This window comes from Nakamurella panacisegetis (assembly GCF_900104535.1).
In the GTDB taxonomy this organism is placed as follows: Bacteria; Actinomycetota; Actinomycetes; order Mycobacteriales; family Nakamurellaceae; genus Nakamurella; species Nakamurella panacisegetis.
In genome coordinates this window covers 1,368,402-1,388,108 of record NZ_LT629710.1, presented here as the reverse complement: position 1 = coordinate 1,388,108, position 19,707 = coordinate 1,368,402, and the positions used below count along the sequence as shown (strand labels likewise).

Here is a 19,707-nt window from a genome sequence, read left to right as displayed (position 1 = left end):
TCCTGCAGTGCCACCCGTCTCACCCGGAGGACCACCATGGACGCCGTCACCCACCCGCCGCTGCCGATCAACGAACCCGTGCTGGACTACGCCCCCGGCAGCGCCGAGCGGGAGCGTCTGACGGCGGCCCTGAAGTCGTTCACCAGCCCGCTCGAGCTGGGGGCCGTCATCGGTGGGAAGACCCGCAAGCCGGCCGGCGAGGACTTCGACGTCGTCGCCCCGTTCGACCACCAGCGCGTGCTGGCCACGTCGGCCAATTCCACCCAGACCGATGCGCAGGACGCCATCGACGCGGCTCTGGCCGCCGCGAACGACTGGCGTGCATTGAGTTTCGACGATCGCGCGGCCATCATCCTGCGCGCGGCCGACCTGCTGACCGGCCCGTGGCGGGCCCGCATCAACGCGGCCACCATGCTCGGCCAGGCCAAGACGGCCTACCAGGCCGAGATCGACAGCGCCTGCGAGCTGGCCGACTTCTGGCGTTTCAACGTCCATTTCGCCCGGCAGATCCTGGCCGAGCAGCCGATGGCCAACAGCAAGGGCATCTGGAACCGCACCGACTACCGCCCGCTGGAGGGCTTCGTCTACGCGATCACGCCGTTCAACTTCACCGCCATCGCCGGAAACCTGCCGACGGCGGTCGCCCTGATGGGCAACGTCGTCATCTGGAAGCCGTCCACCACCCAGCAGCTGGCCGCGTCGCTGACCATGGACCTGCTCGTCGAGGCCGGACTCCCGGCCGGCGTCATCAACATGTTGCCGGGTTGGGGACCGGAGATCTCCGAGGTCCTGCTGGCCGACAAGAACCTGGCCGGCGTCCACTTCACCGGCTCCACCCGGGTGTTCCAGAACCTGTGGCAGGGCATCGGCAACAACATCGCGAACTACCGCAGCTACCCGCGGCTGGTCGGCGAGACCGGGGGCAAGGACTTCATCGTCGCCCACTCCTCGGCCGACGTTGACGTGCTGCGCACGGCCATGGTCCGCGGTGCCTTCGAGTACTCCGGCCAGAAGTGTTCGGCCGCCTCGCGTTCGTACGTGCCGGCGTCGCTCTGGCCGAAGCTGAAGGACCAGCTGATCGCCGAGACCGAGGCGCTCACCGTCGGCTCGGTGGAGGACTACTCCAACTTCACCTCGGCCGTGATCGACGACCGCTCGTTCGGCCGGCTCAAGGCCGCGCTCGACCGCGCGCACGCCACCGACTCCATCGACGTCATCGCCGGGGGCACATACGACGACAGCGTCGGCTACTTCGTCCGCCCGACCCTGCTGGTGGGCACCGACCCGGCCGACGAGATCTTCTGCAACGAGTACTTCGGGCCGATCCTGTCGGTGCACGTCTACGACGACGCCGATTTCGACTCCGTCCTGAAGTCCGTGGACAGCGCGTCCCCGTACGCCCTGACCGGCTCGATCATCGCCCGCGACCGGATGGCGGTGGCGCAGGTGAGCGACGCGCTGCGATTCACCGCGGGCAACTTCTACATCAACGACAAGCCCACCGGCGCCGTGGTCGGCCAGCAGCCGTTCGGTGGGGCCCGGGCCTCCGGCACCAACGACAAGGCGGGCTCGGCCGCCAACCTGATGCGCTGGACGTCACCCCGGTCGATCAAGGAGACCTTCGTCGCCCCGACCTCGGTCGGTTACCCGCACCAGCGCTGAATCTCCATGGCCGGCCGAGGTCGCAATCTCCGCGAAGAATCGTCCGTGGGGCGGCGGAAGATCCGCTCCACGGGCGGTGCGGGATCCGCCCGGGTCCGGCCCCCGACCGGTGACCGTGCGGCGGCCAGGGCCGGACGCGGATTTCCGACTCGGGCGCGCCCGCCCCTAGAATCAGCATCGAATCCACACTGACCTGCAGCGATTCCGTCGAACCGAGTTGCTGCGGCTTCGGCGTGGCTTCGGCTCCCACCGGGCATTCACAGCCTGGGGAGGCATTTTGGCAAGGTCGACGTCCCCTATCTGAGAGCTGACCATATGGCGAGCCCCGTGGCCACCCTCGAGCTGGATCCGGTGGTCCCTGCTCCCCGGCCGGTGATCGGCCGGCGACCGGCCGCCTTCCTCGTCACCTTGCCCGACCGGTTGATGACGTGGTTCCTGACGGTGTCGGTCGTCGTGTCCGTGGCCCTGCTCGCCGGTCAGTTCCGACCCTGGCTGGTGTTCCCGGTGGCTGTCGTCGCGGTCATCCTGACCAGTCGCTTCGTCCCCCTATCGCCGGAGGTCAACCGTCTGGCCGTGGTCGGGACGGGCGTCGCGGTGCTGACCGCCATCGCCTGGTACCTGGTGCAGCGGGGCCACACGGCCCAGATGATCGGCCTGGACCGTGACCCGGCGCAGTACACCCTCTCGGCCCTGTACCTGATGCATCATGCCAGCCCCGACGTCGTCCTCGACCCTGCCCTGCCGGCCCTCGCGGCCAAGGTTCCCGGCGTCATGACCGACTTCCTGCAGGGCAACTCCGGCGCCGTCAACCACATCCAGGGCAACGACCTGCTGCCCGGGTGGCTGGCCGTGTTCGGTTGGCTGCACGGCGCGGCCGGGGTCTTCACCGGCAACGTGGCGATCGGGGCCCTCGCCCTCCTCTCGGTCTACGCGCTGGCCCGACGGATCCTCGGGCCGCTGTGGGCGCTGGCCCCCATGGCGCTGCTCGCCGTGACGATGCCGCTGGCCGCGTTCTCCCGGATGCCCTACACCGAACCGACCGCGTTGATCTTCGTCTGCGGCATGTCGGTCGCCCTCTGGGTGGCCATCAGAGAGCGCAGCTTGCGCCTGTACGCGCTCTCCGGGGCATTCGCCGGCGCCACCATGATCGCCCGGATCGACGGCGGCCTCACCGTGGTGGCCGTCCTGTCGGCGTTGGCCCTACTGGCCCTTGCGCCGGTGACGGCGATCCGCCGACGCGAGGGCCGGCTGGCCATGCTCGTCTTCCTCTGGGGCGCCGTGCCGGCGGGGGCGCTGGGTTGGCTCGATCTGGCCGTGCACAGCCCGAAGTACCTCAGCGGTCTGTCCGGCGAGCTCTACCCGGTGCTGGCCGCCGTACCGGTCGTTCTGGCCCTCGGTCTCGGACTGAGCCTGCTGCGGCCGGTCACCGGGCGCCTGGCCGTCTGGATGTCCGATCACCGGAAGGGCCTGACCATCGGCGCCGGCGTCGTTGTCGCGATCGGGTGCGTCGTGATGGTCAGTCGTCCGCTCTGGCTGGTCGACCACTTCGTCAAGAACCGGGACGGCGGCGACTACGTCGGCGCCGTGGCCGCGCGGCAGAAGTCCGAGGGCCTGGCCATCGACGGCACCCGCAGCTATGACGAGATGTCGATCAGCTGGATGGCCTGGTACCTGGGCTGGATCGTGGTCGGGGCGGCTCTGGTCGGCGCCGTGCTCGTCGCCGTGGAGTTCTGCCGGAAGCGACGCCCGGAACTGCTGGCCATGTGGACCGTGCCGGTCCTGGTCGGGCTGGTCTACCTGAACAAGATCGCCATCACCCCGGACCAGATCTGGGCCCTCCGCCGGTTGCTGCCGGTTGTCATCCCGATGACGGCGATCGCGGCCGCGTTCGCCCTGCGAGCGGTGGTGATGCGGCTGCCGCGGACATCGTTCCGGGCCGTCGGCGTGGCCGTGGTCGCCTTTCTCATGATCCAGCCGGCCACCAACTGGGGCAGCGCGATGTTCGACTCCCGCGAGGGGGTCGGTGAGTACGACCTGGTCAATCAGATCTGTCAGCTGTCCGGCGACGGGCTGATCGTCCAGGCCGGGGCGTACCCGATCATGGGCTCCGCGCTCCCGGCCCTCCAGGAGCTGTGCTCGGACAAGGTGGTGTCGGTCAGCCAGGCCACGCCGGCCACCATGGCGCAGATCGCCGCCAACTGGAAGGGCAAGGGGCCGATCACGGTCGTCGTGTTCTTCCCCGAGTCCGTCACCTGGACGCGACCGGTCGATGGTCACCAGCCGCTGGGCAAGGTGATCTTCTCGCGGTGGGAGAGCGTCATCTCCCGCAAGCCGAGCAACCTGAACCTGCAGCAGGTCTCGTTCTGGCTCGGCACCCTGCAGAGCAACGGTCAGGTCACCCCGCTGAACACTGCGCCGTTCCCGCAGTTGCTGCCCGGCTCGTGACGCGCGAGCGGTGATCCGACCACGGACCACGTGGGTCGGGTCACCGCACCGACCGTTGGGTCACCGCACCGACCGTCGGGTCGTGCGCCGTCCAGAACTCCGCTGCGGGCGGATGGCCGTCAGCTCTCCGTGCCGTCGTCGGCGATCGAACGGGTACCTCAGCGGCTGGGCTGCACCTGGACGTGCTGGTGGTTGCACGCGTCGGCGAAGAACTGCACGCCGGCCCGCAGCCGAGCCGATGAGGTACCCCGGCAGGTGCTCTGCCCGAGACCGGACCCGTTCGGCAGGATGCTGGAGGCGTAGACGGCGAACTCGCGGTCGACCGCGTAGTTGTTCGCACCCCAGTAGCCGCCGAAGCTGGTGAAGGCTCCCGTGGTCAGGTTCCAGGCGCCCCCGAGATCGGTGGATCGACCCTTGGGGTGCTGGGCCGAGTCGCAGCCGTGACCGGTGATGATGTTGTTGATCTTGATCTTGTACTTCGACGTCGCGGTGTACAGGAACCGCACCACCCGGATGTCCACCCGGACGGTGTTGCCGCACGAGTCACTGTTGCGGATGGTCTGGCCGCGGCTGGTCGCCAGTAGATCGCTCTTGGCTCCGGGCAGTCCGGTGACCTTGCCGCCCCACATGGCCAATAGCCGGCTCGCGTAGTCGGCCGCGGTCAGCGGGGCCGGCTTGGCGAACGGATCCCACCGCACGACACCGGCCGCCGACTGGAAGACCAGATGACCGTCGGATCGGAGCACCAGCCGGGCCCTGGCCCCGATGTTGCCCGTTCCGCTGGTCCACAGCACACGGTTGGTGGTGCTGTAGAGCACGAGGTTGCCGGTCTTCGTCAGTACCAGGCGGGCTCCTCGATGACCAGCGGTGCCGGTGCTCCAGACAATCGGGCTGCCCCGGTGCAGGACGAGGTTGCCGTCCGATCCCATGATCAGTTGCTCACCGCCTGGTCCGAACAGGGCTTGGCCGGAACTGAGGGTCTGGGCGGCGTCCAGTTCCGAGGCCCGTGTCGACGTCTGCCAGGCGACCCTCCGGGCCGACGTCTGGATGACGACGTTTCCGCTGTTCAGGACGTAGAGCACGTTCCCGGTGCCGGCCGTGTGCGAACTCCACAACACCCGGCCGACCCGGTTGTGGATCTGCAGGTAGCCGTTCCTCTCGACCTGGGCGTAGTTGCCCTGGCCGCTGGTGCCGGACGTCCAGTACTGCCGGCCACCGGCCCAGACGGTGAGTTGTCCATTGGTCTGCATCCGCATAGTGACGAACCGATTGGGCGATGCCAGCTGGCCGCCGGCGGCCAGGTGATGGCCGTACCGTAGGGAGGTCGCCCCGAAGGGGGCGGCCCCGCCGATCGGGCTGACGGTCGTGGTGGCGGCCGATGATGCGGGGGCCGACACGGCGGCGGCCAGAGTCAGTGCAACCACCATCAACAGGGTGAGCAGGCCGCGGCCGGAGCCGGGGACAGTGCGTCCGGTCACCACCCGTCGCCTCTTTGCAGCCACCGGCACCGACATCGTTCCCCCTACCATGCGCAGCCATGAACGACGTGATGCCACGCCGACTGGAGCCCTGAGAGTACGTCACGATGTCGAACCGGACGAAAGTGGCAACCCCGCGCCGGGCCCCCGGGTCCAGGGCGACTACGGCCGGCCGGGCGTGCCGCCCGGCGGGAAGATCGTGTCGATCTCGGCCAGGTCCGACGGGGTGGGGGTCCATCGGTTCGCGGCGGCGGCGTTGGCCACCACCTGCTCCGGTCTGGTCGCTCCGGCGATGACCGACGACACCATCGGCTGCGCGAGCAGCCACCCGAAGGCCACCTCCACCATGCTGAGGTCACGGTGAGCGGCGAAGTCGGCCAGTTGCTCCACGGCGGCCCACGGTGCCTCGTCCAGCAGGTGCGGCTTCAGATCCGTGAGCCGAGTTCCGGGGGGTGCTTGTTCCGCCTTCCGGAACTTCCCGGTGAGCAACCCGTTGGCCAACGGAAAGAAAGGGAGAATCCCGACACCGAAATGCGCCGCGGCCGGAATCAATTCCGGCTCGATTTCTCGCCGAAGGAGTGAATATTCGTTCTGCGCACTGATAAAGGGTGTGGAATGGGCCGCCCGGGCCAGAGCGGCGGCGTCGGCCAGCTGCCAGGCGGCGAAGTTGGAGTGCCCGATGTATCTCACCTGGCCCGAACGAACGAGATCGTCGAGCGCAGACAGGGTTTCCTCCAGCGGGGTCAGCGGGTCCGGCTGGTGCAACTGGTACAGGTCGATCCAATCGGTCTTCAACCGGCGCAGCGATGCCTCGACGGCTTGCTTGATGTACCGCCGGGAGCCGCGCGCGCCGTCGTCGGGGCCGTTGGCGCCCTTGGCGTCCATCCCGAACTTGGTGGCCAGCACGACCCGGTCCCGGCGTTTGCCCAGCGCGATGCCGAGGATCGCTTCGCTCACGCCCGGTTCGGCGCCGTAGATGTCGGCCACGTCGAACAGCGTGATGCCGGCGTCGATCGCGGCGTCGACCACCGCCCGGGACGGGCCGAGGTCGGCCGTCACCGTGCCGGTTCGACCCAGATTGTTGCAGCCGAGGCCGGTGGCCGACACCGCAAGGCCGGAGTTGCCGAGTCTTCGCAGATCAGGGTTGGGCATAGCGATTAGCGTACGATTCCACGGTCGTGGTGATTGCGGGGCGGTACCTCGCACCACAATCTTGAGCACCGAGGAGCATCTATGGCTGACGGCCGCATCGCAGTGATCGGGACCGGCTACGTCGGCTTGACGTCGGGCGCCTGCCTGGCCAGCCTCGGCCACCAGGTGGTCTGCGGCGACGTCGATGCGACCAAGGTCGCCGCCATGTCGCGCGGCGAGGTGCCGATCCTCGAACCCGGCCTGGACGAACTGGTGCAGGAGGGCCTGGCGTCGGGCAATCTGACCTTCATCCACGGCGCGGCGGCCGCCGCGGCCGGCGCCAAGTACATCTTCCTGTGCCTGCCCACCCCGGACGGCGGCGACGGCCGCGCCGATCTGCGGATCGTGCATGACGTGGTGGCCGAGATCGGCCCCATCCTCGATGCCGGCGCCATCCTCGTCACCAAGTCGACGGTGCCGGTGGGGACGGCCCAGGACATCACGACGACGGTCAACCGGCCCGACGTCGCCGTGGTGTCCAACCCGGAGTTCCTGCAGGAAGGGACGGCGGTCCGCAATTTCATGAATCCCGACCGGATCGTGGTCGGGTCGACCGATCGCTCGGCCGCCGTAGCCGTGGCCGAGCTGTACGCGCCGCTCCGCGCTCCGGCCGTCGTCACGTCGCCGGAGTCCTCCGAGCTGATCAAATACGCCGCGAACGCCTTCCTGGCCATGAAGCTGTCGTTCATCAACTCCATCGGCGCATTGGCCGAGACGGTCGGCGCCGACGTGGCCGAGATCGCCAACGGGATGGGGTACGACGAGCGGATCGGGCCGAAGTTCCTCAAGACCGGACCGGGCTGGGGCGGATCCTGCTTCCCGAAGGACACCAGGGCGCTGGCCACCATCGCGGCCGACCACCATGTGTCGTTCCCCCTGCTGGAGGCGACCTACACGTCCAACGACGATGCCCAGGACCGGGTGGCCGACAAGATCCGGGCCGCGGCCGGCGGCTCGCTGGCCGGCGTCAAGATCGCCTTGTGGGGCCTGACGTTCAAGGCCGGCACCGATGATCTGCGGGACTCGCCGGCCCTGGCCGTCGCGCGGCGTCTGGCCGCCGAAGGTGCGGTCCTGCACGGATACGACCCGGCGATCACCAAGGATCTGGTGGCCGGCAAGGACCGTCCGGACGTCGTGGTGGCCCCCGATGCCTACACCGCGGCCGTCGACGCCGCAGTTCTCGTGGTTCTCACCGAGTGGCCCATCTTCGCCCAGCTCGATCTGGTGAAGACGGCGGGCGTCATGGCCGGTCGCATCATCGTCGACGGCCGCAACGTGATCGACACCGCGACGGCGGCCGTCGCCGGATTCAGCCTGGTGCCGCTGGGGCGTCCGGCCCACTGGGTCGGCGAGGCCGCCACCGTCTGATCCCTTCCACGCCTGGTCGGTCGTCGGGTCGTCGGTCCGCCGCTGCAGGCCAGTGGGTCAGTGCCGGTGACGGTGTCCGCGACACCCCAGCGGCTGGGGTAGGTCGCCGACCACCGGCAGACTGAGACCGACGCACGTCGGCTGCGCGCGGGTCGCGTCAGTGGTGGTCGTGGCCGGCTCATCGGTCACGGCGCCGGGGTCGGACGTCGGAGCGGTGGTCGTGTCGCTCGACACGCTCGGATCGCTGCTCGGTGCGGTTTCGGACCCGGTGGTGAGCGTCGGCTCGGTGGTGAGCGTCGGCCCGCTGACGGTCGGGGTGGTCGGGGTGGTCGTCGCTGAGCGGGTCGGTCCGCCGGGCACCGTTCTCGTGCCCGCTGGTGGTGACCCCGGGCGCAGACTCCCGGTCGACCCCGCCGTCCTGCTCATGATCGTCCCCGTGACCGCGCCCGCGGGCCCGGACCTGCCGGTGCCGGCGGTTGTCCCGTCCGGTGTGGGCGGGACGGAACGGTGCTGCACGGTGATCGATGGGCGATGACCGTTGCGGCTGACCGGCGTCCCGGGAGTCGAGGAGACGTGCCCACCCGGGGTGGGGGAATGCGTCGACGGTGCCGAGGTCAGGGCCGGGACAGTGCTGGTGCTTCCGTCGGCCCCGGTCACCAAGACGATCAATCGGTTGCCGCTGGTCGTCGTCGGCGCCGTCGTGGTGACCCTGGTGGTACGTCCGTCGGGGCCGGTTGAGCCGATCACCGCGACCCCGACCCCGGGCTTCGGCACGGTGGCGGGGTGGTTGTCCCCCGGTGTCCCGCGATCGCTGACCGCCACGATGGCCACCACGGCGGCGGCCGCGCTGCCGGCCAGCAGCAGGGCCCGACGGGAACGACGGGCGGATCGGGTCGGCAACGCGACCGGCTCGGTGGTGCCGGTCGGAGCGAGGCCCGCACCGGCGTCGGGTGAGCCGCCGGTCGAGGTGGGTTCGGCCGATGGCGGTTCCGTGGTCGATGGCGGGTCGGCTGGTCGGTCGGCTGCACCCGGGGCCGCGGCTTCCCGGGCCATGGCCTGTTCGACCTCGTCGAGGAGGGCCTGCAACTCCGGTGAACGATGGGGATGGGCCCGGTCTGACATGCCGCAGCACCCCTCTCCGGATCGGAACACTCACCCGTGCACCACGATCATTCCCGATAGTGGCGCCCGGGGCTCGCGAACTTGAACCGACCGTGACGGAGCAGAGGCCGAAGTTCAGCCGATTTCACTCGTTCGGCGGCCCGGACCTATCGTTACGGACGCCCGATCCCCAGCTGCCAGTCGTCCAGATACTCGGCGTCGAACCCGGCCTGGGAGTAGGCCAGATAGAAGTTCCACATCCGGACGAAGGTGTCGTCGAAACCGAGTTCAGCCACCTTCGTCAGGTCGGAGTTGAAACGATGACGCCACTGCTCCAGGGTGGGGACGTACGACAGGCCGAGGCGGCGGCTCTCCTGCACCCGCATGGAGGTGGAGGCGGCCAGCACGTCGTCGATGGCCTTCAGGGACGGCAGGATGCCTCCGGGGAACACGTACTTGTGCACCCAGGTGTAGCCGTTGCGGGTCTCCAGCAGGCGATCGTGTCCCATCGTGATGGCCTGCAGACCGAGACGACCGCCGGGCACCAACAGCCGGTCGATGGAGGCGAAGTAGTCCGGCCAGTACTTCTCGCCGACCGCCTCGATCATCTCCACGCTGACCACGGCGTCGTACTGGCCGACGTGGGTCGCGGCGTGCGCGCGGTAGTCCTCCAGGCGCACTTCGATCAGATGGGACAGGCCGGCCGCCTCTATCCGCCGGTCGGCCAAGGCCTTCTGCTCCTCCGACAGGGTCAATGTCGTGACGCGCACGCCCCGCTGGGCCGCGGCCCGGATGGCCAGCGCCCCCCAGCCGGATCCGATCTCCAGGAGGTGGGTGTCCGGCTTCACGCGGGCCAGGTCGAGGATGCCGTCGATCTTGCGGATCTGGGCCTTGGTGAGATCAGCGGCCGGATCCTCGCCGAACTCGTACCAGGCTGAGGAGTACATCATCGTCTCGTCCAGGAAGTGGGCGAACAGGTCGTTCGACAGGTCGTAGTGGCGGTGGATGTTCTCCTTGGAACCGGTGAGGGTGTTCTCCTCTTCCTCGGGCGTCCGGCTCTGCCAGGCCCGGCGTAGCTTCTGCAGCGGTCCCGGAATCAGCACGGACATCCGCTTGGCCATCACGGTGAGCACCGCCGCCAATTCGTCGGTCGCCGAGTTGACCTCGCGCGCGGTGTAGCCGGCGGCCGGCCGGGAGACGTCGAACCCGCCGGTGGTGATCTCGCCGGTCATCCAGGCTTCGCCGAAACCGATCAGGCCCTCCGTGCCCAGGCGCCGGAAGAACGAGGTCGGCTTGACGATCTGCAGAACCGGGCCGCCGGCGCCCCATCGCGTGCCGTCCGGGAACTGCATGGTGATCGGCAGATGCTTCACCGCAGCGCGGGTCAGCCGCTTCGCGATGGCGGCGTGGATCGGGGATTTCGAGACATCGTGCAGTCCCGGCCAGACGCCCGCCGAGGGCTGCGGGCTGACCTGGGTACGGGTTCTCGTCGGGGCGAGCAAAGACATGGAAAGGACTCCTTCATCGGCCGACCGGCTGCGTGTGAGCACGTCCGCTGTGAATGCAACGAACCAGTCTTACCGGTCATTCGCGGAGCATCGGGCCGCGGATTGGTGCAGTTTGTCCGGGCCCGGTGTGATGTCGTCGCCGGGTGTTACCCGGCGGCCGAGGCGCGCGCCTGATGGACGGACAGGTTGGTCAGCGCCAGGCCCATCAGCGGGGTCGGGACACCGAGTTGACGGCCGCGCTCGACCAGATCTCCGACGATGGCGTCGACCTCAACGGGCCGGCCGTCCAGCAGGTCGCGGTACATCGACGTCGTGAACGTCGAGCCCGGGGTCGTCATGAGGTGGCGGATGTATTCGCGCCCGGCGTCCCGCAGGGGATATCCGGCGGCGGAGGCGACGGCCGACGTCTCGGCCAGGAGCGCATCGGCGAACTCGACACCGCCCGGAGCGGCGACGATCTCACCGACGGTGCCGCGCATCAGACTGTTCATGGCGCCGACGGAGGACAGCATGATCCACTTCTGCCACATGGCGGGCAGGATGGCGTCGGTCCGCTTCGCCTCGAATCCGGCCCCGGACAAGGCCGCGTCGACCAGGGGCAGTCCGGTCGGCGGGGCGGTCGGGTCCAATGGGCCGTAGGTCAATTCCTGCATGCCGGCCAGCTGCATCACGCGGCCGGCCGGATCGAGGGTCGCCGACACCACGCAGACCCCGCCGAGCACGGCCGCCCAGCCGAACCGCCCGGTGAGCAGATCGATGTGGCGAATCCCGTTCAGCATCGGAACGATCAGCGTCGTCGGGCTGACCGCCGGAGCAAAGTCGCTCATTGCTGCTTCGAGCCCGTAGGCCTTCACGGACAGCAGGACGAGGTCGTACGTGGTCGAGAGTTCCGGGGCCGAGACGATCTGGGGGTTCAGGGTGGCGTTGCCGTGCTCGCTGACGATCTGCAGGCCCTCTCGTCGCAGCTGTTCCGCACGACCAGGACGCACGAGGAAGGTGACGTTGCGGCCGGCCTGGGCCAATCGGCCGCCGAAGTAGCCGCCGGTGGCGCCCGCTCCGACCACGAGGATGCGCAGGGAGGTCATCTCCGCATTGTCCTCGGCCCCGGCGGGCCGGACCTGGACGGGGTGCCTGTGCGGGACGTGGAGTAGCTCAGCGGGACGGGGTGGCTGCGGGGACATGGTCGTTCACGGGGACGGGGTGGCTGAGGGGACCTGGTCCCCTCGGGGTGGCGGGGTGGCTGAGGGGACCTGGTCACTCAGGGAGACGGGCTGGCGAAACCGTGCTGGCGCCAGGCTTCGTAGGCCGCGATCGATGCCGCGTTGGACAGGTTCAGCGACCGTCGGCCGGCGATCATCGGGATCCGGAGTTGCGCCGTGATCCGCGCGTCCTGCAGAACCTCGGCCGGCAGGCCGGTGGGCTCCGGGCCGAAGAGCAGGACGTCCCCGGGCTGGTACGCGACGTCCGCGTAATTCTGTTCGGCGTGGGTGGTGAAGGCGAACACTCGGGCGCCGGACCAGGCGTCGAAGGCCGCATCGAGGTTCGGGAACACCGTCACCGAGGCGAGGTCGTGATAGTCGAGTCCGGCCCGCCGCAGCTTGCTGTCGGACAGGTCGAAGCCGAGTGGTTCGATCAGGTGCAGTTCGGTGCCGGTGGCGGCGGAGGTGCGGATCGCGTTGCCGGTGTTGCCGGGAATGCAGGGCTGGTAGAACGCGATGCGGAACATGATCGTCGATGATGCCAGGTCGGACGGCCCTCCCGACATCGACGGCCGGTCGGGGAGCCGGTGTCCTACCCTCAGGATGCCGGGGCGGCGGGTCGGATCGAGCGGGACGGGAACCACACATGATGAGGGTGATCATCTTCGGGGCCACCGGCATGGTCGGGCAGTCGGTGCTGCGCGAATGCCTGATCGACCCCCAGGTCACCGCCATCCTGGTGATCGGCCGGTCACCGGTGCCGGCCGCGTACGACAAGGTCATCCAAATCGTGCACGACGACTTCCTGGATTTCACTTCGATCGGCCCGGAACTCGCCGGCTACGACGCGTGCTTCTTCTGTCTGGGGGTGTCGGCGGCGGGGATGAGCGAGCCGGCGTATCGCCGGGTCACCTACTTCACGACGATGGCGGCCGCCCGCGAACTCGCCGACCGCAACCCGACCATGCGCTTCCTGTACATCTCCGGGGCCGGTACGGATTCGACCGAGCACGGCCGCCTGATGTGGGCGCGGGTCAAGGGCGAGACCGAGAATGCGGTGCTGTCGCTGCCGTTCGACGGATACGCGCTGCGGCCCGGCTACATCCAGCCTCGCTATGGCGTGCAGAGCAAGAATCGCTTGTACCGCAATATGTATCGCGTGACGGGAAGCCTGTATCCGGTGCTCCGGCGCGTCGCCGCCAAGTACGTCATCGGCAGTGACGAGCTGGCCCGAGCCATGCTGAGCATCGCGGCCAACGGTGCGCGCCAACGGATTTTGGAGAGCGCGGATCTACTCCGGCGCGCGTGAATTGCGCGTTCGTCATTTCGGGGTGGCCGTGGGTGGGAACTCGGATCTGCCATTGGCTGCGGTGGCTTTCGCGGTGGTGGAATCCGGGACCCGGGTGTGTGTGCGGCGCGGGCGTGTGTGCGGCGCGGGGTGTGTGCGGCGCGGGTGTGTGCGGCCCGGGACCACTCGTAATACTCGCTGGCACTCGTCATCGCCCCCGCGGTATGACGAGTGCGCACCCGGTATGACGAGTGGTCCATCGCCCCAGTTCGTCGAGCCGGCCGAGGGGTCACGGTCAGGAACTGAGCCGGGGTAGCGCGGATCTTGGTCGGCGTGGCCGCGCAAGGTGCCTATCGTTGACGGGTGACCGAAATGCTCGACCCGGCGGTGCCCGCCCTGACTGCATCCGACCTGCCCTCGTCCGGCCTGTCCTCGTCCGGCCTGTCCTCGTCCGGCCTGTCCTCGTCCGGCCTGTCCTCGTCCGACCTGTCCTCGTCCGGCCTGTCCTGGTCCGACCTGCCCGCATCCGGCCTGTCTGCGTCCGATCTGCCTGCATCCGACCGGCCCGAAGGCGCCCCGGTCGGTGACGGATCGACCCGCGACGCCGCTCGGATCGATCCCGCCGAGCTGGCTCTGGCCTTGAAGGTGATCGGTCAGGCCGAGGACCTCCCGCCCGAGCACCCCGACGCGGTGGCCGTGCGGCGGGCTACGGCGCGGATCTTCAAGCAGGTCAAGAACGCGCGTCGGGCCCAGCGGCGGGATGCGATCAGCGCAGCCGACAAGGCCGTCGTGGCCGCGACCGCGACCGGCTCGCCGCAGCGGATCGACGACGAGACCGAGGGCATCCCGCTGGTCTCCAACGCCGCTGGTGCGGTGGCCGGGGTGTTCATCCGGCCGCGGCCCTGCTACATCTGCAAGCAGGACTACACGCAGGTCGACGCCTTCTACCACCAGCTCTGCCCGGCCTGTGCGGCGATCAACCACGCCCACCGCGATGCCCGCACCGATCTCACCGGCAAGCGCGCGTTGCTGACCGGCGGGCGGGCCAAGATCGGGATGTACATCGCACTGCGGCTGCTCCGGGACGGCGCCCACACGACGATCACGACCCGCTTCCCGAACGACGCCGTCCGCCGGTTCACCGAGATGCCGGACAGTGCGGACTGGCTGCACCGGCTCCGCATCGTCGGGATCGATCTGCGCGATCCGGCGCAGGTGGTCGCCCTGGCCGAGTCCGTGGCCGAGGCCGGTCCGCTCGACATCCTGATCAACAACGCCGCTCAGACGGTCCGGCGCAGCCCCGGGGCGTACGCCCCGCTGGCCGCGGCGGAATCCGATCCGCTGCCCGACGGGCCGCTGCCCGATCTGCTGACCTTCGACCACATCTCCGACGCCCACCCCATGGCCCTGGCCGGGTCGCTGTCCGCGCACCCGTTGCCGCACCTGCCCGACGGGCTGCGCGGCCGGGAGCTCTCCCGCCTGGCCCTGGTCGCCGGGTCGGCGTCGAACGCCATGGTGGAAGCCGGCCGGGCGATCGACGCCGGTGGTCTGGTGCCGGATCTCGGGCACATCAACAGTTGGACCCAGCGGGTCGACGAGGTCGACGCGCTGGAACTGCTGGAGGTGCAGTTGTGCAACATCACGGCGCCGTTCATCCTGATCAGCCGGTTGCGCGCGGCCATGGCGGCCAGCCCGGCACGGCGCACGTACATCGTCAACGTCTCGGCCATGGAGGGCGTGTTCAGCCGCGGCTACAAGGGGCCCGGCCATCCGCACACCAACATGGCCAAGGCCGCGCTCAACATGCTGACCCGCACCAGCGCCACCGAGATGCTCACCGACGGCATCCTCATGACGGCCGTGGACACGGGCTGGATCACCGACGAGCGTCCGCACGTGACGAAGGTTCGGCTGGCCGAGGAAGGCTTCCACGCCCCGCTCGATCTGGTCGACGGGGCTGCGCGCGTCTACGACCCGATCGTCCAGGGCGAACTCGGCAACGATCTCTACGGGTGCTTCCTCAAGGACTACCGGCGCGCCGACTGGTGAGGCCGGGCCGGACGGGTTCAGACCGCGTCCGGCACGTCCGGACGGGGGTCGTCGTGCAGTAGTCCGGCGATCCAGATGTCATGGAACTTGCCGCGCTGGTAGCCACGTCCGCGGAGCATCCCCTCGAACGTGAATCCGCATCGTTCGGCGACCCGGCGGGACGTGTTGTTGCCGACGTAGGCCTGCCACTCGACCCGGTTGAAGCCGAGCTCGTCCAGTGCCCAGTCGCTGATCAGCCGGACCGCCGCGGTAGCCACACCGCGCCCTCGGGCCTGCGGTGCGATCCAGTAGCCGATCTCGACCACACCTTCCTCGGGCAGCCCGACGAAACTGATCGATCCCAGCAGCTCGGTGTCATCCGGATCGACGACAGCGAAGGTGGCCAGGCCCTGCACCCAGCGCAACGCGCAGACGGTCAGGAACATCTCGGCGTGTTCGGGCAGGTACGGGCTGGGCAGCGTGGTCCAGCGCTGGATCTCCGGGTCCTGGCAGGCCTGGAGCAGGGCGTCCCCGTCCTCGGGCAGCCAGGTCCGCAGCACCAGTCCACGGCCGCACAGCACCGTCGTCTCGTCCAGTTCCAGATCCGGCATGGGTCCGACAATGCCAGGTCGGGCGCCGGGCCGCCCGGAGTAGACCCGGCCGACCGGAGCCGAGGCTGGCACACTCGTTGCCATGCCCGAACTACCCGAGGTCAGCGCCCTCGCCGGTTTCGTCGCGGAGCACGCCGGCGGCCAACGGATCGTCGGCGTCTCCGTCGCGTCGCTCAACGTCCTGACGACCTACGATCCGCCGGCATCGGCCCTGGTCGGCCGGGTGCTTTCGGAAGCGGGCCGGTACGGCAAGTTCCTCGACTTCGTCACCGTCGACCCGGACGACACCGACCGCCCGCCCCTGCACCTGGTCATCCACCTGGCCCGGGCCGGCTGGCTGCGCTGGTCGGACAACATCTCGGCCACGCCACCGAAGATGGGCGGCCCGATCGCGCTGCGGGTCCGGTTCGAGTCCGGCGGGTTCGACATCACCGAGGCCGGGACCAAGAAGTCGGTCGCCGCGGCCATCGTCACCGATCCACTCCAGGTGCCCGGCGTGGCCCGCCTCGGCCCCGATGCGATGGGCGGGGACGGCACCGGGCTCACCCTCGACACCCTGCGGACAGCGCTGAGGGGCAAGACCGGCCGGATCAAGAACGTCATCACCGACCAGACCGTCCTGGCCGGCATCGGCAACGCCTATTCCGACGAGATCCTGCACACGGCCAAGCTTTCGCCGTTCGCGACGGCCGGCAAGCTGGACGAGGCAGCGGTGACGCGACTCCACGACGCCATCGTCTCGGTGCTCTCCGGGGCCATCGCCCGGACAGCGGGAGCGGGGGCCGCCCGGCTGAAAGGGGAGAAGCGGACCGGGCTCAGGGTGCACGCCCGGACCGGCCTGCCCTGCCCGGTGTGCGGCGACACGGTGGCCGAGGTGTCCTTCGCCGATCGCTCGTTCCAGTACTGCCCGACCTGTCAGACCGCCGGCAAGCTGCTGGCCGACCGTCGGCTGTCCCGAATCATCAAGTAACCGGGGTCGTCCGGCGTCGGTGGGAGGATGGGCGTCGTGACGCAACTTGGAAGTGCCGAGATCACCATCAGCGAGCTGCCGACCGAACGGGTCCTGCTCGACGTCCGCGAGAACGACGAGTGGGCCGCCGGGCATGCGCCTGACGCCGTCCACATTCCGATGAGCGAGCTGGCCGAACGGCTCGACGACCTCCCGGATGGCTCGCCGCTCTACGTCATCTGCCGGTCCGGCGGGCGGTCGGAACGGGTGACGCAATACCTGAACGCCAACGGGTGGGACGCGGTCAACGTGCTCGACGGGATGTCGGGTTGGATTCGGCTCGGGTTGCCGCTGGTCGCCGACTCCGGCGCCACCCCGGAAGTGATCTGACCCCTCGTGAGCACACCGCGCTGGTCGCCGGGCGGGCCCGCCCACCCGCCGCGCGTTCCGTCCTACCAGCCGCGTCCGGACGCGGTCGGTCTGCGGTGCCTGCGGTGTTCGCGTGCCCAGCCGCCGTTGCCACGTGGGGTGCGCACCTGCGTGTACTGCTCGGCCCCGCTGCCCGTCCAGCGCTGGCGGGCGGATCGGCCGCGGGGGCTCGGGCCGGCCACGAAGTCGAGGCCGTCACCCGGCCGGACTCCCTACCTGGGGCCGCCGTCCTACGGCGCCCGGCCGCCGCGGTGGGGCTTCCCGCCGGTGGTCTGGCGCGACCTCGTTCCGGCCGAGGCGGACACGTCACGGGACTCCCCGGTGACCGCTCTTCGGGTGGGCCGGTGGGCGGCGGCGATCACCGGCGTCGCTGCCCTCACCGCGGCCGCCGGCGAGATCTGGCGCTATGCGCTGATGATGCGTGGTCGCACCGAGATTCTGTCCGGGCCATTGGTCCGGGCTTCGGATCTGTTCCTGACGATCGCCGGCTCGGCGGCCGTCATCGGGTCCCTCGTCACGGCGATCGTGATGGCCACGGTCTTGGTGCGGTTGCACGGAGGCGGCGCCCGTCGGCTCGGACGGGAGCCGAGCCGGCCGCCGGCGTCCGTCCTGGCCCGGCTGGTCGTCCCCGGCTGGAACGTGTGGGGTCTCGGGATCATCGCCGCCGAGGTTGACGGCTATCTCGCCGCCGACCCGGAACGCGCCGGGCACCGCCCGCGCATGTCGGTGCTGGTCCTGAGCTGGTGGATCGCCTGGATCCTGGACAACGCGCTGGTGCTGACCACACTGCTGCGCGCGTTCGGAACCAGCGACCAGGCAGTCGCCGACACGGTGGAGCTGCACATCTTCGTCGACCTGGTGGGCGCCGCCGTCGCGGTGCTCACGGCCCTGGTCGGCCGACGTTTTCTGCGGTTGCTCGTAGGCCCGTCGCCGCGTGGAGCGGGACGCTGGGTGGTCGCACCACCGGCGCCGACCCGTCAGCCGGCGATGGTGAACACGGCTCCCGCCAGCGAGGCGGTCGGGCCGGAGGCGAGCCAGACGACGGCCTCGGCGAGTGCTTCCGGCGACCAACCGGCCGACGACGCCGATCCGGAGCCGACCACGGTGAGCCCGACGCCGTGAGGGGCCAGCTCCGCGGCCAGCGCTGATCCGAGTGCGCCGACGGCCTGCTCGGTGGCGGCCGCGACCGAACTCGGCCGATCGTCGGCCGCCCGGCCCTTGGCGGCGACCAGAATGATCCGACCGCCGCGACCGCGAGCGATGAAGGCCGCCGCCGCCGCGTGCACGACGGTGGCCGCGCCGAGCATGTCGACCGTGAGAGCGCCGGTCCAGGCGTCGGTCCAGTCGCTCAGCGAACTGCCGACCAGAGCCGGCCGGCCGATCGAATCGCCGGCTGTCGCCGCGTTGATGACCACGTCCAACCCGTCGAACTGCGCGTCGACCGAGGCGATCAGGTCGGCCACCGCGTCGGCGTCCGCGAGGTCGGCCCCCACGGCCAGATGCCCGGTCCCGGGCAGGTCCTGGACGAGCTGCCCGGCCAGCGGCCCCCGGGTGGCGTGATGGACGGCCAGGCGGGCTCCGCGCGCCGCCAGCGATCGGGCGATCTCGCGACCCACCGTCCCGCTGCCGCCGAGCACCAGCACGCGCTGCCCGGCGTGGGAGCCGGCCGCCTCGAGCGACTCCGGAGCGCCATCCTCGAAGTCCGTCGCTCGTCGACGACGTCGGATCGTCGGGGCCGGCGTGCCCGGCCCCGTCGCGGGGGCCACCGGGGCCGAACCCACCGGGCCGGCCACGATGTCGTCCACGCCGCCGTCGATGCTGAGCCCGGAGACCCGGATGGTCCGATCGTCGGCCGGTTCGCCCGTCGCGGGCGGAAGGTCGGTCGGATCGGACGGTTCCGGGGACACGTCCGCCGGTTCGACCACTGCCGCGTCCGGGCCGGCCGGTGCGTCGGCGTCAGTTGGCGCTTCCGTCGCCGCTGTCGCCGTCGCCGCCACCGGAGCGGCCGGCTCGTCCGGAGTGCGCGGCTCGTCCGGAGCCTGCGCCGGCGGTGCTTTCGGCGGCCACGTGGCCATCGGCTTGATCGTCGGCAATGGACGCAGGGTGGGCAGCGGCGGGAGGTCGGGACCGGGGTCGAAGGAGCGAGGGTCGAAGGTGCGGGGCCGACCGTGGCCGGCGTCGGCCGGGTGGTTGGACGACGGGTCCCGGTCGACTCCGTTGCTGCCGTTCTGGGGGTTCATGTGCGCACCATTGCTGCCGTTCTGCGGATTCATGAGGGCACCGTTGCTGCCGTCGGCCATCGAGTTCGGATCGGTGTGGTGGATGCGTTGGTCGGGCACTCCAGTCGTCGACTCGCCGGCCAGCCACACATCGTCGATCGGCAAAGTCATCATCCTCGGGGTGCGCCGGTGCGGTAGCGACCGTTAGTCGGTGCGGATCGGTCGTCGGCG

General features: G+C 69.9%; 15 protein-coding genes and 1 pseudogene. 8 read left to right on the top strand and 8 right to left on the bottom strand.

What is annotated here, in order from left to right:
* The first annotated feature begins 36 nt into the window (after positions 1 to 36).
* A complete protein-coding gene (pruA, locus tag BLS97_RS06070) occupies positions 37 to 1,662 on the top strand; it encodes an L-glutamate gamma-semialdehyde dehydrogenase (protein ID WP_090475110.1) in 1,626 nt (541 codons plus the stop codon).
* A 315-nt stretch (positions 1,663 to 1,977) separates the two neighbouring features.
* Entirely contained in the window at positions 1,978 to 4,107 is a 2,130-nt protein-coding gene (locus tag BLS97_RS06065; protein WP_090475109.1) for an ArnT family glycosyltransferase, read from the top strand.
* 158 nt (positions 4,108 to 4,265) lie between these two features.
* Here BLS97_RS06065 and BLS97_RS06060 read toward each other — a convergent pair whose 3' ends face one another.
* Both BLS97_RS06060 and BLS97_RS06055 read right to left on the bottom strand, forming a co-directional pair.
* The gene (locus BLS97_RS06060; RefSeq protein ID WP_172832225.1) at positions 4,266 to 5,585 is read right to left on the bottom strand and encodes a hypothetical protein; all 1,320 of its coding nucleotides are present in this window, start codon (positions 5,583 to 5,585) and stop codon (positions 4,266 to 4,268) included.
* Between the two features lie 162 nt (positions 5,586 to 5,747).
* Positions 5,748 to 6,737 (bottom strand): aldo/keto reductase, encoded by a 990-nt coding sequence (locus BLS97_RS06055; RefSeq protein WP_090475106.1) that lies wholly within the window; start codon positions 6,735 to 6,737, stop codon positions 5,748 to 5,750.
* Between the two features lie 81 nt (positions 6,738 to 6,818).
* Between BLS97_RS06055 and BLS97_RS06050 the strand changes: the two genes are divergently transcribed.
* Positions 6,819 to 8,144, top strand: a complete 1,326-nt coding sequence (locus BLS97_RS06050) for a UDP-glucose dehydrogenase family protein (protein WP_090475104.1) — start codon at positions 6,819 to 6,821, stop codon at positions 8,142 to 8,144.
* Between the two features lie 57 nt (positions 8,145 to 8,201).
* Here BLS97_RS06050 and BLS97_RS22695 read toward each other — a convergent pair whose 3' ends face one another.
* From BLS97_RS22695 to BLS97_RS06025, 4 genes are all read right to left on the bottom strand, one after another.
* Positions 8,202 to 9,266, bottom strand: a complete 1,065-nt coding sequence (locus BLS97_RS22695) for a hypothetical protein (RefSeq protein ID WP_157695224.1) — start codon at positions 9,264 to 9,266, stop codon at positions 8,202 to 8,204.
* Positions 9,267 to 9,418: 152 nt separating this feature from the next.
* Positions 9,419 to 10,753, bottom strand: coding sequence for an SAM-dependent methyltransferase (locus tag BLS97_RS06035; protein WP_090475098.1), 1,335 nt, complete (start codon positions 10,751 to 10,753; stop codon positions 9,419 to 9,421).
* A 146-nt stretch (positions 10,754 to 10,899) separates the two neighbouring features.
* Complete coding sequence (locus BLS97_RS06030; RefSeq protein ID WP_197676431.1) at positions 10,900 to 11,838, bottom strand: ketopantoate reductase family protein; 939 nt, start codon at positions 11,836 to 11,838, stop codon at positions 10,900 to 10,902.
* A gap of 173 nt (positions 11,839 to 12,011) precedes the next feature.
* Positions 12,012 to 12,479, bottom strand: coding sequence for a tRNA (cytidine(34)-2'-O)-methyltransferase (locus BLS97_RS06025; protein WP_090481473.1), 468 nt, complete (start codon positions 12,477 to 12,479; stop codon positions 12,012 to 12,014).
* A 122-nt stretch (positions 12,480 to 12,601) separates the two neighbouring features.
* Between BLS97_RS06025 and BLS97_RS06020 the strand changes: the two genes are divergently transcribed.
* Positions 12,602 to 13,261 (top strand): NAD(P)H-binding protein, encoded by a 660-nt coding sequence (locus BLS97_RS06020; protein WP_090481471.1) that lies wholly within the window; start codon positions 12,602 to 12,604, stop codon positions 13,259 to 13,261.
* A gap of 351 nt (positions 13,262 to 13,612) precedes the next feature.
* Positions 13,613 to 15,289 carry an SDR family oxidoreductase gene (locus tag BLS97_RS06015; RefSeq protein WP_090475097.1) on the top strand — a complete coding sequence of 559 codons (1,677 nt, stop codon included), beginning with the start codon at positions 13,613 to 13,615 and terminating at the stop codon, positions 15,287 to 15,289.
* A gap of 17 nt (positions 15,290 to 15,306) precedes the next feature.
* Here the strand turns inward: BLS97_RS06015 and BLS97_RS06010 are convergent, their stop codons facing one another.
* A complete protein-coding gene (locus BLS97_RS06010) occupies positions 15,307 to 15,879 on the bottom strand; it encodes a GNAT family N-acetyltransferase (RefSeq protein ID WP_157695223.1) in 573 nt (190 codons plus the stop codon).
* 82 nt (positions 15,880 to 15,961) lie between these two features.
* On the opposite strand from BLS97_RS06010, the gene BLS97_RS06005 reads away from it, so the two are divergent.
* The 3 genes and pseudogenes from BLS97_RS06005 to BLS97_RS23750 all read left to right on the top strand — a co-directional run.
* On the top strand, positions 15,962 to 16,849 hold the full coding sequence (locus BLS97_RS06005) for a DNA-formamidopyrimidine glycosylase family protein (RefSeq protein ID WP_090475093.1): 888 nt from the start codon (positions 15,962 to 15,964) through the stop codon (positions 16,847 to 16,849).
* Positions 16,850 to 16,876: 27 nt separating this feature from the next.
* On the top strand, positions 16,877 to 17,218 hold the full coding sequence (locus BLS97_RS06000; protein ID WP_090475092.1) for a rhodanese-like domain-containing protein: 342 nt from the start codon (positions 16,877 to 16,879) through the stop codon (positions 17,216 to 17,218).
* Positions 17,219 to 17,671: 453 nt separating this feature from the next.
* Positions 17,672 to 18,151, top strand: a pseudogene (locus BLS97_RS23750) (DUF4328 domain-containing protein); the annotation flags it as partial.
* Between the two features lie 83 nt (positions 18,152 to 18,234).
* Here BLS97_RS23750 and BLS97_RS05990 read toward each other — a convergent pair.
* The gene (locus tag BLS97_RS05990; protein WP_157695221.1) at positions 18,235 to 19,647 is read right to left on the bottom strand and encodes an SDR family oxidoreductase; all 1,413 of its coding nucleotides are present in this window, start codon (positions 19,645 to 19,647) and stop codon (positions 18,235 to 18,237) included.
* Positions 19,648 to 19,707: the final 60 nt, after the last annotated feature.

Bases quoted from the DNA above. Each gene is read 5' to 3' on its own strand.
- pruA (WP_090475110.1), top strand. From the start codon at position 37: ATGGACGCCGTCACCCACCCGCCGCTGCCGATCAACGAACCCGTGCTG.
- BLS97_RS06065 (WP_090475109.1), top strand. From the start codon at position 1,978: ATGGCGAGCCCCGTGGCCACCCTCGAGCTGGATCCGGTGGTCCCTGCT.
- BLS97_RS06055 (WP_090475106.1), bottom strand. From the start codon at position 6,737: ATGCCCAACCCTGATCTGCGAAGACTCGGCAACTCCGGCCTTGCGGTG.
- BLS97_RS06050 (WP_090475104.1), top strand. From the start codon at position 6,819: ATGGCTGACGGCCGCATCGCAGTGATCGGGACCGGCTACGTCGGCTTG.
- BLS97_RS22695 (WP_157695224.1), bottom strand. From the start codon at position 9,266: ATGTCAGACCGGGCCCATCCCCATCGTTCACCGGAGTTGCAGGCCCTC.
- BLS97_RS06035 (WP_090475098.1), bottom strand. From the start codon at position 10,753: ATGTCTTTGCTCGCCCCGACGAGAACCCGTACCCAGGTCAGCCCGCAG.
- BLS97_RS06030 (WP_197676431.1), bottom strand. From the start codon at position 11,838: ATGACCTCCCTGCGCATCCTCGTGGTCGGAGCGGGCGCCACCGGCGGC.
- BLS97_RS06025 (WP_090481473.1), bottom strand. From the start codon at position 12,479: ATGTTCCGCATCGCGTTCTACCAGCCCTGCATTCCCGGCAACACCGGC.
- BLS97_RS06020 (WP_090481471.1), top strand. From the start codon at position 12,602: ATGAGGGTGATCATCTTCGGGGCCACCGGCATGGTCGGGCAGTCGGTG.
- BLS97_RS06015 (WP_090475097.1), top strand. From the start codon at position 13,613: ATGCTCGACCCGGCGGTGCCCGCCCTGACTGCATCCGACCTGCCCTCG.
- BLS97_RS06010 (WP_157695223.1), bottom strand. From the start codon at position 15,879: ATGCCGGATCTGGAACTGGACGAGACGACGGTGCTGTGCGGCCGTGGA.
- BLS97_RS06005 (WP_090475093.1), top strand. From the start codon at position 15,962: ATGCCCGAACTACCCGAGGTCAGCGCCCTCGCCGGTTTCGTCGCGGAG.
- BLS97_RS06000 (WP_090475092.1), top strand. From the start codon at position 16,877: ATGGGCGTCGTGACGCAACTTGGAAGTGCCGAGATCACCATCAGCGAG.
- BLS97_RS05990 (WP_157695221.1), bottom strand. From the start codon at position 19,647: ATGACTTTGCCGATCGACGATGTGTGGCTGGCCGGCGAGTCGACGACT.